At 41.4% G+C, this 16,487-nt stretch carries 16 protein-coding genes; 12 read left to right on the top strand and 4 right to left on the bottom strand.

All coding sequences use genetic code 11. The features are described from left to right. Positions 1–12 precede the first annotated feature (12 nt). The 4 genes from OXT66_RS01345 to OXT66_RS01330 all read left to right on the top strand — a co-directional run bounded on the left by OXT66_RS01345 (position 13) and on the right by OXT66_RS01330 (position 4,483). Complete coding sequence (locus OXT66_RS01345) at positions 13–729, top strand: ABC transporter ATP-binding protein (RefSeq protein ID WP_268595276.1); 717 nt, start codon at positions 13–15, stop codon at positions 727–729. Next, positions 729–1,910: an ABC transporter permease gene (locus OXT66_RS01340; RefSeq protein WP_268595275.1), complete on the top strand. Its 1,182-nt coding sequence runs from the start codon at positions 729–731 to the stop codon at positions 1,908–1,910. Before OXT66_RS01345 ends, OXT66_RS01340 begins: the two co-directional genes overlap by 1 nt. 25 nt (positions 1,911–1,935) lie before the next feature. Beyond that, the gene (locus OXT66_RS01335) at positions 1,936–2,586 is read left to right on the top strand and encodes a TetR/AcrR family transcriptional regulator (RefSeq protein ID WP_268595274.1); all 651 of its coding nucleotides are present in this window, start codon (positions 1,936–1,938) and stop codon (positions 2,584–2,586) included. A 94-nt stretch (positions 2,587–2,680) separates the two neighbouring features. Continuing rightward, on the top strand, positions 2,681–4,483 hold the full coding sequence (locus tag OXT66_RS01330) for a heavy metal translocating P-type ATPase (protein ID WP_268595273.1): 1,803 nt from the start codon (positions 2,681–2,683) through the stop codon (positions 4,481–4,483). Positions 4,484–4,881: 398 nt separating this feature from the next. Here OXT66_RS01330 and trhA read toward each other — a convergent pair whose 3' ends face one another. After that, positions 4,882–5,526 (bottom strand): PAQR family membrane homeostasis protein TrhA, encoded by a 645-nt coding sequence (gene trhA, locus OXT66_RS01325; RefSeq protein ID WP_268595272.1) that lies wholly within the window; start codon positions 5,524–5,526, stop codon positions 4,882–4,884. Positions 5,527–5,676: 150 nt separating this feature from the next. On the opposite strand from trhA, the gene OXT66_RS01320 reads away from it, so the two are divergent. The 5 genes from OXT66_RS01320 (at position 5,677) to OXT66_RS01300 (ending at position 9,122) form a co-directional block, all read left to right on the top strand. Beyond that, positions 5,677–6,186 carry a DUF1836 domain-containing protein gene (locus OXT66_RS01320; protein ID WP_268595271.1) on the top strand — a complete coding sequence of 170 codons (510 nt, stop codon included), beginning with the start codon at positions 5,677–5,679 and terminating at the stop codon, positions 6,184–6,186. A 149-nt stretch (positions 6,187–6,335) separates the two neighbouring features. Continuing rightward, positions 6,336–6,785, top strand: a complete 450-nt coding sequence (locus tag OXT66_RS01315; RefSeq protein WP_268595270.1) for a MarR family winged helix-turn-helix transcriptional regulator — start codon at positions 6,336–6,338, stop codon at positions 6,783–6,785. Continuing rightward, positions 6,775–8,154, top strand: a complete 1,380-nt coding sequence (locus OXT66_RS01310) for a DHA2 family efflux MFS transporter permease subunit (protein ID WP_268595269.1) — start codon at positions 6,775–6,777, stop codon at positions 8,152–8,154. Before OXT66_RS01315 ends, OXT66_RS01310 begins: the two co-directional genes overlap by 11 nt. A gap of 96 nt (positions 8,155–8,250) precedes the next feature. After that, positions 8,251–8,943, top strand: coding sequence for an NAD(P)H-dependent oxidoreductase (locus OXT66_RS01305; RefSeq protein WP_268595268.1), 693 nt, complete (start codon positions 8,251–8,253; stop codon positions 8,941–8,943). Beyond that, positions 8,943–9,122: a hypothetical protein gene (locus OXT66_RS01300; protein ID WP_268595267.1), complete on the top strand. Its 180-nt coding sequence runs from the start codon at positions 8,943–8,945 to the stop codon at positions 9,120–9,122. The genes OXT66_RS01305 and OXT66_RS01300 overlap by 1 nt, the downstream gene beginning before the upstream one ends. 37 nt (positions 9,123–9,159) lie before the next feature. Here OXT66_RS01300 and OXT66_RS01295 read toward each other — a convergent pair whose 3' ends face one another. Further along, on the bottom strand, positions 9,160–10,683 hold the full coding sequence (locus tag OXT66_RS01295) for an MFS transporter (protein WP_268595266.1): 1,524 nt from the start codon (positions 10,681–10,683) through the stop codon (positions 9,160–9,162). A gap of 181 nt (positions 10,684–10,864) precedes the next feature. On the opposite strand from OXT66_RS01295, the gene OXT66_RS01290 reads away from it, so the two are divergent. Both OXT66_RS01290 and OXT66_RS01285 read left to right on the top strand, forming a co-directional pair. Then, positions 10,865–12,715, top strand: a complete 1,851-nt coding sequence (locus OXT66_RS01290; protein WP_268595265.1) for a hypothetical protein — start codon at positions 10,865–10,867, stop codon at positions 12,713–12,715. A gap of 72 nt (positions 12,716–12,787) precedes the next feature. Next, positions 12,788–13,660 (top strand): DegV family protein, encoded by an 873-nt coding sequence (locus tag OXT66_RS01285; protein WP_268595264.1) that lies wholly within the window; start codon positions 12,788–12,790, stop codon positions 13,658–13,660. A 42-nt stretch (positions 13,661–13,702) separates the two neighbouring features. Here the strand turns inward: OXT66_RS01285 and OXT66_RS01280 are convergent, their stop codons facing one another. Together OXT66_RS01280 and OXT66_RS01275 are read right to left on the bottom strand one after the other, a co-directional pair. Further along, positions 13,703–14,602 carry a matrixin family metalloprotease gene (locus OXT66_RS01280; protein WP_268595263.1) on the bottom strand — a complete coding sequence of 300 codons (900 nt, stop codon included), beginning with the start codon at positions 14,600–14,602 and terminating at the stop codon, positions 13,703–13,705. 295 nt (positions 14,603–14,897) lie between these two features. Beyond that, entirely contained in the window at positions 14,898–15,212 is a 315-nt protein-coding gene (locus OXT66_RS01275) for a DMT family transporter (protein ID WP_268595262.1), read from the bottom strand. A gap of 201 nt (positions 15,213–15,413) precedes the next feature. Between OXT66_RS01275 and OXT66_RS01270 the strand changes: the two genes are divergently transcribed. Further along, entirely contained in the window at positions 15,414–16,037 is a 624-nt protein-coding gene (locus tag OXT66_RS01270; protein ID WP_268595261.1) for an NAD(P)H-binding protein, read from the top strand. The last annotated feature ends 450 nt before the right edge of the window (positions 16,038–16,487 follow it).

The following is a 16,487-nucleotide window of genomic DNA, read 5'->3' as shown; positions in this document are numbered from 1 at the left end:
GAGGCGCTTTACATGTCAATAGCCGTAGCCGTTACCAACGTCAGTAAGCACTTTGGCGACCAAGTAGTGTTAGACAACATTAATTTACAAGTTACCAGCCACCAAACGCTGGGCTTGATCGGGCCATCCGGAGCCGGCAAAACCACCCTGGTAAAAATCATAATGGGCATGGATGCCCCGGATACCGGCGAGGTCAACGTGTTGGGTACCCCAATGCCTAATCGCGCTACCTTAGCCCAAATTGGCTTTATGGCCCAAAGTGATGCTTTATACGAGCTATTAACTGGTAGAGAAAACCTAACCTTCTTTGCCGAATTATTTCATATTGCTAAAAAAGACATTCCTGCCCGGATTGAATATGCCGCCGGAACCGTTAATCTCTTAGAATTTTTGGATCGACGTGTTAGCAACTACTCAGGTGGAATGAAACGGCGCCTATCATTGGCATTAACCTTATTAGCAGATCCAGATTTATTAATTTTAGACGAACCCACCGTGGGGATTGATCCCGAACTTCGGCAACAAATCTGGCAAGAATTAAATCGCCTCCGTGACAAAGGCAAAGCCATCATCATTACCACTCACGTAATGGAAGACGCCGCTCAATGTGATAATTTAGCGATGATTCGTGACGGCCACTTCATCACTTCTGGAACTCCGGATGAATTATTGGCCGAGTACCACACTGATAGTTTAGAAGAAGTCTTTGTGAAAGCGGGGCAAAAATAATGAGTATTCTAGCCGTCTTTAAACGTATTTTCAAAGAAATGATTCGCGACAAACGGACCTTAGCCATGATGTTCATTGCTCCGTTATTAATGCTTGGCTTAATGTACTTTTTATTCCAGTCCGGCTCCGATTCTACCGCCGACCTAGCCGTGCATAACGTGCCTAACGAAGTGGTTAAAGCCATTGATAATAAACAGGTCAAGATTCATCGGGTAAATGTCAACCAATCCGCTAAAGAAGTGATTCGGCAAAATCACTATGCTGGTTATCTCACCACTAATGGTGATCAGTTGGTAATGACTTACGAAAATGCGGATCAAACTCAAGCAGGTATTTTAAAACAAAGTATCCAAGGTGGGGCGGCTAAACTGAAAATTAAACAATTAGCTAATGTTACTAAACAGCAAGCTGCCGCCTTAAAGCAGGCTCAAAAGCAACTGCAAACTCTAAGTGCGCAATTACCGCAAACTAACGCAAACCAAAGTACAAACAGTTCGCAAACTAAAGAATCCAGCACTACCATCAAAGCTCCTAACAACTACACCATCAAGGCTCACTATCTGTACGCTAACGGTGACGCTTCCTTCTTCGTTACCATGCTCCCAATTTTTGTCGGTTTCGTAGTCTTCTTCTTTGTTTTCATGATCTCTGGCATCTCATTGTTGGGTGAACGAAACTCCGGAACTCTTTCCCGATTACTAGCTACTCCCATTAAACGAAGTGACATCATTTACGGTTATCTAGGTGGTTACGGCTTGTTTGCGATTTTGCAAACCATCATTGTCGTTTTATTCTGTGTTTGGGCGTTGCAAGTCCAAATTTTAGGCAGCCTCTGGTTAGTAATGGCCCTCTGTATTTTAATCGCCTTAGTAGCATTAGCAATGGGCTTATTTATCTCTTCATTTGCCGCTTCGGAATTTCAAATGATGCAGTTCATTCCCCTTCTCGTAATTCCGCAAGTCTTTTTCTCAGGCATTGTTCCGGTTTCTAGCATGGATAATTGGTTACAAGTCATTGCTCACTTCATGCCTCTTTACTATGGTGCCAGTGCCTTGACTGACGTTATTCAGCGCCAAGCTACCCTGATAGATATTTGGGAACCAGTTACGGTACTAATTGGCATTTTAATTTTCTTTGTAATTGTCAATATTTTCAGTATGCGTAAATACCGAAAAGTCTAATTTTTATATGGAAAGGACTGACTTTATGACCCCCACCCCACTTAGGGACCTATTTCAAAATAATCTGCAAGGCGACCAAGAACTTCCCGCCAAGCAAAAACAAGTTTTAAAGGCTGCCCTTGATCTCTTTGCTGCTCAAGGATTTGAGAATACTACTACCAAGCAAATTGCCACCTTAGCAAACGTCAGTGAAGGGACGGTTTATAAACGGTTCAAAACCAAAGATCAACTGTTAACCGCCGTGCTCAAACCAATCATTAACGACGTCACTCCCCAAATGGCATCTGAATTTAAGCAGGTACTCACCAAGCGGCAATTTGACAGTATTTCAGATTTAATTATCACGATTGGCCAAGACCGGCTTCAATTTGTCTTCGATAACCAAAAAGAACTTAGAATTTTACTCGGTGAAATTCTAAAAAAGACTGAACGGGTCAAAGAGTTTTCCCAGTTGTTAACCACTTCAATTATTCCAGCAGTTTATAACCAGTTCGATCAACTCAAAGCCCACCATAAATTAGTAGATTGGGATAATGAACGCATTTTTCAATACATTGTTTCGATTATTCTTAGCTATGTAACTCAAATTGTAATGTTCTCTGCTCAACTTGATCTAACCCAGATTCTAAGTGATACGGCAGAATTTTTCGAACGAGGCTTAGCTCCTATAGAGTAATCAAAAGGCACAACACTCAAATTAGACAGAGGGTTGTGCCTTTGTTATACTCTGGTTAGATAATAATGATTATAAACTACGGAGGATAACCACTATGCAAAAATTCAGCGATTATAAGCGCCTTTGGTGGGTCCTAGGAATTGGGATTGCCGCATTAATCCTAATGTTTGGGTTTCATCAACCCCAAGCGGCTCAAATTCTAGTGACCGTCTTAGGTTCTATTTTAGCCCTGTTAATGTTTATCGATATGATTCAAACTCTGAGACAAGGCAACTTTGGTGTGGATTTGCTGGCAATCACAGCCATTATTGCCACGTTAGCCGTAGGAGAATTCTGGGCTGCTTTAATTGTGTTATTAATGTTAACCGGGGGCGATGCCTTAGAAGACTACGCTGCCAACAAAGCTAACGCCGAACTCCATGATTTGGTTGCTAATTCTCCTAGAGTTGCTCACCGCTTAGAAGCTAACGAGCAAGTCGTCGATATTGACGTCGATGCCGTTCAAATTGGTGATCGCTTAACCGTTAGACCTGGTGAAGTGATTCCAGTTGATGGCCAATTACTGGTAGGTGAAACTACCGTTGACGAATCTTCGCTGACTGGTGAATCCCAACCAGTAGACAAATTAGCCGGGGATTTAGTAATGTCTGGAGCGGTCAATGGAGATAACGCCATTACCCTGTTAGCTACTAAAACCGCTGCTGACAGTCAGTATCAAAGTATCGTTAAGTTAGTCCAAGAGGCTAACAGCCAACCCGCTCATTTCGTCCGCATGGCAGATCGTTACGCCGTTCCATTTACTCTTACCGCATATGTGATTGCCGGAGCAGCCTGGTGGTTGTCGGGTGATCCCATTCGGTTTGCCCAGGTATTAGTAGTGGCCTCCCCTTGTCCCCTTATTTTAGCTGCCCCAATTGCCTTTGTATCCGGCATGAGTCGCGCTAGCCGAAACGGAATTGTGATTAAAAACGGCTCGGTAATTGAAAAAACCGCCGCCTTGAAATCACTTGGCTTTGATAAAACTGGCACTATCACTAAGGGCCACCTAACTATTGATCAAATCAACTCAGAAACTGGGTGGTCACCAGAAGAATTACTATCCCTTGCTGCCGGAGTAGAACAACATTCTGGCCATATTTTAGCCCGATCACTAGTTAGTGCGGCCGGAGAAAATATTCCACCAGCTACCAACGTTCAAGAAGTTACTGCGCAGGGCGTTTCGGCTACCATTAACAATCAAGTCGTCAAAGTAGGTAAAGCAAGCTTTGTCGCAGCCGATGCTCCGCAAGTCGATACCACTAGCGTTTTTGTGTCAGTTAATGGTAATTATGCTGGTTACATTACCTTCACAGATGAACTCCGTCCAGAAGGTCCAAAGGTAATGGCAGAACTTCATGAGTTAGGAATTCATAACCTAATGATGATTTCCGGGGACCGACGAGCCATTGCCGAGCAAATTGCAGCGGAAGTAGGAATTGACCAAGTTTTTGCCCCTAAACTGCCCGCTGAAAAAATTGCCGTTTTAAAAACAACTCCCAAAGATTTACGGCCGGTTGGAATGGTTGGTGACGGGGTGAATGATGCTCCTTCCCTAGCCACAGCCGATGTTGGCTTCGCTATGGGGGCTTATGGGGCCACTGCGGCCAGTGAATCAGCTGATGTGGTAATTATGAAGGACAACCTTGGATTGGTACCAGCAGCGATTAAAATCGCCAAAGATACGATGCTAATTGCTAAGGAAGCCGTCCTAATTGGTATTGCCATTTGCACTATTTTGATGTTAATTGCAGCTACTGGCGTAATTCCTACTATTATCGGTGCCCTATTTCAAGAAGTAGTCGATACCGTTACCATTTTGTATGCACTACGAGCTAGAGGAATTCGTAAAAAACTATAATAAAAACGAACCACCACCTTAAAGTAGGTGGTGGTTCGTTTTTTTGTTTTTAAAACCAATAAGTTAATATTAGATCATTAATTATCCTAGTAATAGGAATTAGCGCCACTGATAATCCCATAAATAAAGCACTAATGATAGAACGTTGATACAAATAATAAATCAACATTCCTAAGTACCACATTCCCAAGACTACCCCAATCAATTTTCCAGATATGTCCATATCCCTAGAATATATCAGCAATAATGAGAAAATTATGTTGGAAAAAATAGCTATCATTGCTGCTATTCGTAAATCTTGGTCCTTAGGTTTCACTATTTATCGTCTACCTTCATTAAAATTACAACTAAGTATTTGTTACTAATTATAATAGTATTCAGGTAAAAAACAAATATTACTAAATATTTAGGTAAATTGACAAAAACATCAACAGCGTTCCGGCCATCACAAAAAAATGCCAAATCAGGTGTAATCCCGGAAACTGGGGGAAACTATAAATCACGGCCCCAACGGTAAACACAATCCCGCCAGCTACTAACAACCAAAATCCGGTGGGGTTCAAACTAACGTATAAATTTTTAGCTAAAAACATACACAGCCAGCCCATAATTACGTAAATACTAGTTTCAATTTTTTGGTGTTTACCTTGCGACCAAATATGAAGGGCAATTCCTGAGAGAGCTAATACCCAAACCGTCAACAACAACCAGTTACCCGCCGAGCTATTAATAAAAATAATACAGTACGGAGTGTAAGTTCCGGCGATCAACAAAAAGATATTACTGTGATCTAAAATCTGAAACACCCGACTTGCTTTAGTAAACACAAAACAATGAAATAAAGTCGATGCTAAGTATAACCCTAATAGACTAACAACGTAGACTACCAAACTAGTAACTTGAATTCCAGTTAAATGAACATTAACACCCTTTGTAATTAAGAATCCGCCCCAAACAGCACTGGCAATCAATCCAATTCCATGGGTAATGGCATCCAAAACTTCATAAACGATTTGTGTGGATTTATTAACTGTTGCTTGCATACTACTCCTCCTTATCTAGTCTTAGAATACATAAAATATATCAAGTAGTCAAGATTAAGTAGATTTTAATTCTATATAAAATAATGATTAAATTTTATTCACTTTATGAGTATAATAAGAGTTATCAACTAGTACTAAAGGAGGCCTATCGTGGATTCAAAATCATTCGAGAATTGGTTAGCAGAATACCGGCATTTGCGCTTACCTAGTTGGGAAGAATTATCTCCGCTAGATTTATATATGGATCAGGTTATTGACGAGGTCAATCAATACATAGTTCCCCTAACCGAAATATCGATTACTAAGACCATGATTAATAGTTACGTTAAAAAGGGGTTAGTTAACAAACCCATCAAGAAACGTTACAGTCGCATCAACATTGCTCAAATCATTGTCGTTAGTCTAATGAAATCCGCATTTTCTTTAGACACAATCAATCGGGGGATTCAATTATCTAGGGACGGAATTCAAATTCCAGACAACTATTCTAAGTTTACCGTACTATACAACGCCGAAATTGCCCAATTAGAAGCCATTCCATCTCAACCCGTGGATGACTACCAAATTATGGCTATCAGGGCTGTTTTGTACCAGACCATTGTTAAACATTTGGTTAATAGTAACGTCAGCAAAACTACGGTAATCGCTGAAGCTCAATAAAAATTATTAATGACCACTAAAACGAATTTTGACACACTTAACGTGTTTAAATTCGTTTTTTTATTTGACAATTATTTTCAAAACCAGTAAGATAGCACTTGTCGTCATTTTATGTGCAACTGCACATATTTTTTTAAAGGAGGCTACTCATGGGTTCAAATAGCAAGGGTGATCAGGTGTTAGGAATTGGTATTTTAAGCCGGATTATCAGCAATTATTTAAATAAACAGCTCAAACCACTTGGGCTTAACAATAGTAATTACTTCTTTATTTTCTTTATTTCTGATCATCCGGGCGCATCCCAAGATGATTTGACCAAGAGTATGTTTCTAGACCACAGTACCATTGCTCGTTCCGTGGCCAAGCTAGTTAGCTTAGGGTTGTTAGAAAAGCGGGTAGATGCTGGTGACAAGCGAACCAGTCGTCTGTTTTTAACACCCCAGGGAGAAGAACTTCAACCGCTCTTGCATAAACTAACGGTGGAAGCCGAAGAACAAGCCTTTGGCGTTTTATCAGAAGCAGAACAACAAACCGTTTTGCCGTTACTATATAAAGCCGCCAAACTCAATGAAAAAGGGAGAATTCAAAATGCAAAATAGTTCAGACAAAATGGCTACTAAAGATATCATTGCCATTGTTGCCGCAGCCTTAATGGCTTTCTTAGGCGTCCTCATTGAAACCGCAATGAACGTCACTTTTCCAACTTTAACCAAACAATTCAACGTACCACTAGCAACGGTTCAGTGGGTAACTACTGGTTATCTCTTAATGGTTTCCATCATTATTGTTTGTTCCGCCTATATTAAAGGTCGGTTTAAAGAACGCAATATTTTTATTGCCGGGGTAATTTTTTCCATTGTCGGTGATTTAATCTGTGCCTTAGCCCCTCAATTCACCATCCTACTTTTAGGTCGGTTAATTCAAGCGGTCGGGACCGGGATCGTTTTACCGCTACTGTTTAACATTATCTTAGAACGTGCTCCCATGGCCAAACGGGGGATCTTCATGGGAATCGGGGGCTTAGTGGTTTCCCTCGCTCCCGCATTAGGCCCTACTTTTGGCGGCATCGTGGTCTTCTTCTTAAGCTGGCGAGATATTTTTTGGATCACATTACCATTAATGATCTTAGGATTACTACTTAGCTTTTCAATTGATCAAAAGACACCACTTCGAAACGAGAAATTCGACTGGTTACGTTTGATTTTCTTAGCCATCATTTTCGTCAGCATCACCTTAGCTTTCAACTCAGTTAGTGCTTTGGGCTGGCTTAACTGGCAATTAGCATTAGGCTTAGTAATCGCCGCAATTTCCCTTTGGATCTTCATCACTATTTCCAACCATTCCAGTCGCGTTTTAATTGATATTAAGATCTTTAAGAATCGGGTCTTTGACTTTGCCCTATTAGCTTACATCTTCATTCAAGTAGCAAATATCGGAATTAACTTCGTATTACCTAACTACGCTCAAATTGCGGATCATGCTACCTCACTAACTGCCGGCTTAATTCTACTTCCTGGTAGTTTGATCTCTGGTTTATTAAACCCCGTTTGGGGCCGGATGTACGATAGTTTAGGGGCCAAAAAGCCAATTGTTACTGGAAATACGATCTTCTTCGTAGCCCTTGTCTTATTTGCTGCTATTAGTATGAACATGAGTCCAATGATGATTCTCGGAGCTTACCTCCTATTTGCTATCGGGATGACTATGTCATTTGCTAATACTATGACCTATGCATTAACTGCTGTGGGCCGTGAATCCGAAGCCGACGCCAACGCTTGGTTTAATACCCTTCAACAATTTGGTGGCTCCATCGGAACTGCAATTGCATCTAGCTTCTTAGCTTCTGGTAGTGGCCACAGCGCCGCAGCCGTGATGCAATCAGGAACTCAACACGTCTTCATCTTTATGGGCGTTTTGATATTTATTAACTTCATTAGTTATCACTATACTTTCAAATCAACTAAATAATTAACTAAAGGACACTTGCGGGGTGTCCTTTTTGTTTGCAGTTAACTTTTACAACCGGCATGTGTTATCCTATTAGCTAGCATTGGGAGGTTATTGATGAAAACTTTAATTATTGTTGCCCACCCAGAAATCGAAAACTCACAAACTCAGGAATTTTTGTATCAGGGAGCGCAAGCCATGAACGTGGAGTGGCATCATTTAGATGCCATTGCCCAACTAAACGTCGAAGCAGAACAACAACTACTGAGAACTGCGGACCGGATCATTTTTCAGTTCCCCCTTTATTGGTACGCTGCACCAGCCAGCCTAAAGGCCTGGGAAGATACCGTTTTAACCAGAAACTTCATTTATGGTGATGGACGCTTCCCGTTAGCCAACAAGGAACTGGGCATCGTGGTAACTACTGGCAGACCACTCAAAGACTTTCGTCATGGCGGTACTGAAAACATCACCGTTGATGAGATGCTGGCGCCGTTACGGGCGGTCGGCCATTTAGCCCAAATGAAAATTCTACCGGCTATGCCAATTGCTCAATTTAGCTACCAACAAGAATCGGAGCAAATGCAGTTATTAATTGACTATCAGCGTTACTTAACTCAATCAGCACCAGATTCGTTAGCTAATCGAGAAACTTGGTTCGCGAACCAGTTACTGAAATTGATCGCTAAATTGCCAGCGGCTGATCAATTTACCGGTCAACTAATTGCTGATACTTTCGCCCAAAATCAAGCCGATCTCGAACAACTTCGCGATGCTTTGAATTTACTTAAGGAAGGAGAGGACGACTAGTGGCTGAAAATACCGACTGGCTGTTACAACAAGTCGAAGAACTAAAAAAGAAGCAGCCAGCTTATGAAAACCGCGCCTTTCTAACCGCCCTGCAAACCGTTATCAAAGAACAAGCCACCCGTTCCGCTCAAATTCAAGGGGAACTAGACGGTCGACTATGGAATCCAGGAAAATGGTAAATAAAAGAACCTGAGACATATGTCTCAGGTTCTTTTATTAATGCGCCACCCGGTTACGGTGAGCAGTCAGCTTAGATAATAAGTTGACTGGCTTAGTTGTTAAGCTAGTCTGACGCTGTTGTTCATAATAATTAATGCCTTCAGTAACAATCAAAATCACTAGGGATACCACCATAATTTCGTGAATTCCACTATGTAAAATTCGCCGCATAGTGGGCAATAAAACTTTAGGTAGTTGTCCTACAGCACTAGCATCACTGAGTTTATTCATCATTTTCATGGTAACTTGACCGTGAACTTGTTTAATCCCAGTAAAGAGCGCGTGATTTAAGATTACTCCATAAATCGAGGCCATAAACATTTGGCTTAACATCCGAATCAAAAAACTAAACGAAGTAGCCACTGGAACATCTTCTTCATCAGCATCCTGTTGAACTTTGACTTGTAGTTCGTTAAAGCAAACCCCATTTCCAAAGCCTTCAAACATTCCGGCGATCAATAATACCCAATAAGGGGCTTTGACTCCTACGAGGGCTAAAATCGCAAACGCGATCGCAATCATCACGATGCCGACACCGATAACCTGATTAGGATTCAATCGCCGGCGCATATTAGGAACCGATTCAGAACCCCCGAAATTGGTAAAGGAACCGGGAATTTGGGTGGCCCCACCAATAATAGCCGTGGTACCTAATAACCCTTGGGCCCACATTGGAATGTAGATATTAAAGCCGATAAATGCGCCCCAAACTAACATAAAAATAACAAAGTCAATTACTAACGCTTTGTTCTTAAACAACCGACTCGGAATAATCGGATCCGCCACTCGTTGTTCCACCACAAACATGGCAATGATAAAGGCGATCCCAATTACGATTAATAATAAGACTACTGAAGTGGTTAAAATACCAATTTCTTCAACCCCGGTCAATAAGGTAACCAATCCAATGGTCATTAAGGTTGCTCCCAGATAATCCACTGGTTGAGAATGATCGGGTACTTGAGAACTCTTAAAGAAGATCTGAACAATCAAGATTGCTAATAGTCCAATAGGCACATTTAGATAAAAGACCCAATGCCAACTCCAAGTATCAACAATCCAGCCCCCAGCCAGCGGGCCAATAATACTAGTAGCACTGTAACTAGCAGTCGCAAACCCTAATACTTTCATTCGTTTTCTAGGATCAGAAAACAACTTGGCGTAAATAATGTAAGGAATCGAAGTCATCCCGCCGGACCCCATTCCCATGATGGTCCGCGCAACAATCAAGAAGATAATGTTAGGTGACATCCCTTCCAAAAACGACCCAATTACAAACAACAGGGTAGCAATTTGAAAAGCTGCTTTATTACCAATATGTTCACCTAACTTACTCCATAACGGCGTAGTTACTGCCGTCCCCAACAAAAAAACCGCTACAATCCACCCCATCAACTGCAGCCCATGCAAATCACTAATGATTGCTGGCAAGGCCGTATTGATGATGGTGCTGTCCAATCCGTTCATGGCGTTGGATAACAGTAGCGCAAATGTAACTATAATGATGCTTCGTTTTGACAAAATAAACTCCTCTTATTATTTAGTTGTTAACTTATATAATATAACTAATCAAACCATAGGAAAAGACTATTGAAAAATCTTATACTTGCGGTTCGAAAACCATTAATTTGAGAAGTTTGACAGCTAATCTGATCTCCATAGTATAATGAGCACAGTTAGAGGAAAATTGGAGGATACATACATGCTTAGTTATTTTGCCCTCATTGCCTTAGTCAAATTATCCGGATTAATCATCCCGTTAATTTGGTTATTGATCATTGGGACCAAATCAGTTCGCCGGTGGGGTCTCATCGGCTTCGTGATCTTGTTTATTATCACTTACATCAACACTTATTTTGCGCTACCAGACCTAGCTTATCCGGCTTTAATCGATAGTTTTCTAACCGGTTTTGTGGTGGGGATGATTGCCGTAGCCGTTTACCGTTGGTTTACTAAAGGCCGTGGCGACCAAGTAGTCGATGCTGCTAAGGAATCCAAATCTCCTTTAGTTAGTCGCATCGTTTCTCAATTAGGCGAAACCTTTGGCTGGTTCAGTCGTTTAGCCATTGTAGGGGCCCTTTCTATCGTAGTATTAGTAGCCCTTAACAGTGTGGCTGGGTTAATTACCTACATGAACCCTACTCCTTCAGTTAAATCCATTAAAACCGAAGTGGTAAACAGTACCAAAGGTGCTCCGATGCCCGTCATCAAAAATTCTGATGAAACCCCAGTGGTAAACGCACCGCAAACCATTTCTACGGACATGAACAACTCCCTTAACAGCTTTAAGAACTCCAACGTTTACGACTTAAACGCCATGCGAGTTCAGATGTACCGTAATCAAATGGTTTATGTCGCACCGGTTGAATTTTCTGGTGGCTTTTGGCGTTATATCCACTACCAAAAAGTACCAGGTTACTTCATGACCAACGCTACTGATAAAAACGCTGATCCTAAATTCATCAGCAAACCCATGCGTTACACTCCTAGTGCTTACTTCAATAGTGACGCCGATCGTCGCATCAGCGCCCACTCTTTGGGTTACACCATGGTTGGCGAAACTGCTCAATTAGAGGTTGATAATCAAGGAACGCCTTATTACGTTCGCACCTTAGCCAAACCAATTTCGTACTTCAACCGTAATTATGACTATAGTCACTACAAAGTGGCGGTGTTAAACACGGTAACTGGTAAGGTCAACGTCTACAGCCCTAACAACGTTCCTAAATTCGTAGATATCGCGGTCAGTCCAGACTGGGTTAGCAAGGAAGTTTCCCTGTTTGGTAAATACCGTCATGGATTTTGGAATGCTACCCAAATTGGGGGCCACAGCGACGTTATGCAGCCTACCAATGCCGGAACAGAAGGTGGCGATACTTTAACTCCTTACGCCTATAAGGGTCGCATTTACTACTTCACCGGAATGACTAGTATCAATACCCACCAAAGCTCCATTCTTGGTTATTCCTTCGTGGACGCTCGGACTAACACCCTTCACTATTATCGGGAACACGGCAACGTTATGACCCCCGAACGAGCCATTTCGTACGCCCAACAAGACATCAATCCCCAAAATTATAAGGGAACCTTGCCATTGCTATACCGCGTCGGCGGTCAGCCTACCTGGGTAGTATCGATGTTGGATCGGGACAACAACTCCTTCATGAAATACGTTTACCTATTAGCAGACGGCAATAACCAAAGTGGCACTTATGCGGTCGGTGATGATGCCAAGAGTACTTTGGCCCTTTACAACGCTCGCCTAGGAAATAAGGTGGCTGAAACTAATGACGTCGCTACCGAAAAAGCCGTTTCTGGAACGGTATACCGGTTCTTAAAGGATGATAAGCAACTGCTCTTCATGCTTAAGGACAGCGACATGGTTTACTCACTAGCTACTGACGACAAAGATTTCCAAGCCATTGACCAATTTATTCAAGAAGGTGACAAAGTGTCCTTTAAGGTTCGTTCCGTCACCGATAATCAAGTCAACCAAATCGATGCCAAAACCTTTGTCGATCACCAATTAAAGACAAATAGCAAAACTAATTAACGCCCTTAACTTGACAGAATTCCAGTTTTTCCCTAAATTGGTAGTTATTACTGTAGATTCGAGGTTAATCAAATGAGTAAAATTGCAATCGTGACAGATAGTACCGCCTATCTAACTCCTGATGAAGTAGCAGCGATGCACAATGTTTTTGTAGCACCGATTTCCTTTACTATGAAGGGACACGTTTATATCGAAGGTATCAGCATGGATAACGACGAATTTTACGCTACCCTACCAACACTCGACAAATTGCCAACTACTGCACCACCAACCCCACAAGACATGTTGTCCCTTTATGACAAGTTAGCAGCCCAGGGTTATGACCAAATTATTAGTATTCACCTAACCTCCGGCATTACTGGGTTCATTAATAATTTGAAGATGTTTACCCAAAATTATTCCAAAGCCCAAATCGTGATTTATGATTCTCATATCACCATTGAACCAATGGCCTACTTGGTACGAGTGGCATCTCAGCTAGCTAATCAAGGCACTGATTTAACAACCATCTTGGCCAAACTAGATGAATTACGCGCTTCCATTGGGGTATTCTTCGTAGTTGATGACCTCAAAAACTTAGTGACTGGTGGCCGCTTAAGTAATTCTGCTGCCTTTGCTGGTGGCTTACTCAAAATTAAACCAATTTTGAATTTAACTGAGGATACACACCAGATTGTTCCCATTGGCAAAATTCGCACTATGAAAAAAGCCCTCCAAAACATTGAGGACCGCTTTGCTGAAGTTTATCAAAAAACTGATTATCCGTTACACGTCATGCTTTCAGGAACTAATAACCTAAAAGCAATCGAGGATTGGCAAACTGAATTTAGCACACGCTATCCCGACGTCACTACTGAAGTAGGCCAAATTGGCCCGGTAGTTGGTACTCATATCGGCAGCAATGCGTTTGTTTTATCCTGGATCAAGGAGTACTTTACTAAGTAATCCAAAATGACCTAACACTCAATGTAAGTGTTAGGTCATTTTTTAGCTACGATTAAAAATACCATATTCATTAGCCACCAATTCATAGTGTTTATCTACCTTAGTTAAACCTAGTTCTACCTTTTCACCAACTTGAAGCGGATTGCCGCTAGTCAAAGTGTGACTGTTCCCAGCAACTTTTACCTTAGCATTAGTGATAAACTTGCCCTTCACCGTCTTAACGTTTTGTAGAGTTACCCAGCTAAAATACTGATCAGCATCCTTAACTGATTGAACCTGAGCGTTAATAATTACTGATGATTGTTGGCACAACCTCTGCGGATTATTAGTTAATCCATCAGGATAATCAAAACTAACGGTGTTCGGCTTTAGCAAACTGGCAACACTGTAGCGAGTGATACTGCCACTAATGTAACGTTGGTTATATAATCTCTTCATCCCAACTACATCACAGTTTCGCACGGAATGGTAGCGGTTGGCTGGATTCATAACGCTAATACTACTGTCAGTATTATGATCCAGTCCTAACGCATGACCCAATTCGTGTTTAGCTACGTTTACCCGTTGTGTTTTAGTATATTTCATCTGAGACAACAATGTCCGATTAAGTTGGACCTTATTGGCACTAATGTAGTGACCACTAGGATTACGCGTCCAGGTTAATCCTACCCAGTACTGATTACCAGAGGAAACCGTTGAGACGGTAGTTTTTACCTTTTTAGTAGTTCGTTTCCAATTAAATCCTTTTTTACTCCAAATAGCATTCGCCCGGTTCCAAATTTGGCGATAGTAACTCGACTTAGACCGGTCCTGATACCATGCACTACGTTTAGCATACCGCCAAGTATGATTCGGTGTCGAGCTTAGCGTGGCTGCATTAACGCTTACTGGCAGACACATTCCCACCAGTAAGGATGCAGCTATTTTTTTCATCGCCTTCATGATTTCACCTCCATAAAAACTCCTTCAACTTTACCTAAAGTTTAAAGGACTTTTTATGGGGACCTCAACTTTGCGGATCGCTATGTTCTGGTCATTTATTAGCAAACATGGTATAACGAGTTTATAGGTGCCAAATCTAGGCGACAGAGATGTCGTCGCGTGCTTTGCACGCCGCGCGTAGCTGCGCGTTCAACCACCTCCGACTACTATAGGTTGGTTGACGAATCGCGGCAATTTACCTAACGAATTTTAGGTAATTGCTAACCGCCATTTTGATGGCGGTTTTTTTGTGCTTTTAACTAGTTAATTTAATTCCTAAAATGCTGATCACTAATAGTCCCACAAATATCCAGGTAGCTGGCGAAAGTTGGTCGTGAAACAAAGTTACCCCTATAATAATTGAACCAACCGCCCCAATTCCTGTCCAAACCGGATAAGCAATACTTAGCGGCAGATGTTTAGTAGCTAAAGCTAAAAAACCAAAACTCAAGCCCATGCCGATTAATGTCGCCAAACTATAGCCTAAATGACTAAATCCATGGCTGAACTTCATAGTCGTAGCCCACACCACTTCAAAAATTCCAGCGATTACTAAATAAAACCAAGTCATCTTCTTTCCTCCTTTAAAAGACAAAAAGCACCTATAAAACTCAACTAAGACCTAATGAGTTTTATAAGTGCTCACACCCGGTGGTGCTTTGCAGGTATCATCTCAAACTAAATCCCCCATGTCAACTCACTTTGATTGCTTGACTTTTAATAGTGAAACACCTATAAATAAGGCACCATTAAAATTTTAGGAGGACAAATCATGAAAATTTTTGTTGTTGGAGCTAGCGGCCGTGTTGGTCAACAATTAACCGATATTCTCGTTGCAAACGGTCACGAAGTTTATGCTGGGGCTCGCCATCCTAAAAGTACCAACCAGAATGTTCACCCCGTCGAGTTTGATATGCATGCTGATTTAGCTAGCTTAACTCCTAAGCTGGCTGGAATGGACGCTGTTTATTTCGTAGCTGGTTCTCGGGGCGCAGATTTGTTGCAAACCGATGCTTTTGGAGCAGTGAAAGTGGCTCAAGCTGCAATGAATAATCAGATTGATCGTTTCATTTTGTTAAGTTCTCTCTTTGCTACCGAACCCGCTCGCTGGGCTGGAATCCCTGGTTTGGCCAGCCTAACGGATTACAACATCGCTAAATATTTTGCTGATAAGTGGGTAATTGATAATTTCACTGGTGACTACACTATTTTACAACCCGGTACCCTACAAGATGTTGCTGGAACTGGTACAGCAGCGATTAATGTGACGGATGGTGGTGATAACCCCATTCCGGATGTAGCAGCCGTTTTAGCTGAAATGCTTAACCAAGCATCTACCTACCGCAAAGTTGTCACGATGCATTCTGGTGATACTAAAATTGAAAACCTGTTTTAAATAATTTGTATTTTTATACATTAGATCACTATTTAGCAAACTTATTTAACAAATTAATTCCTTTTATACCAACGCTGAATTCGATTTTAACCATAAAATTCACAAATGAATATAGCGTTTAACGTGAATTACTAAACCAACTCCGACTTTTTTCAATTATTTTAAAAATCGGAATAATAAATTAAACCAGTTTATAGGCATAGTGTTAAGTATCCCCCGCAGCAAATTCATAAAATGCCGGTATAACAACGTTTGTGAACCAATCTACTTTAGTTCAAATCCTTGACTTTAATCTGTTTCGGCAATATATTATAAGCAGATCGATACTTAGCTTTTTAAGCTAGTGCGAAGCAACTTGCTGTCCACCAAACGGTAAGTTGGCAATCCGTGCCATCGATCACCTTAATCTTAATTTTAATCTACTAACTGTAAAAACTCCCAGAAATGGGA

Origin of the sequence: Lentilactobacillus senioris, from assembly GCF_026798195.1 — a bacterium.
Taxonomy (GTDB): Bacteria; Bacillota; Bacilli; order Lactobacillales; family Lactobacillaceae; genus Lentilactobacillus; species Lentilactobacillus senioris_A.
The sequence above is the reverse complement of the archived record's forward strand: the minus strand, read 5'-3'. Positions and strand labels throughout refer to the sequence as shown.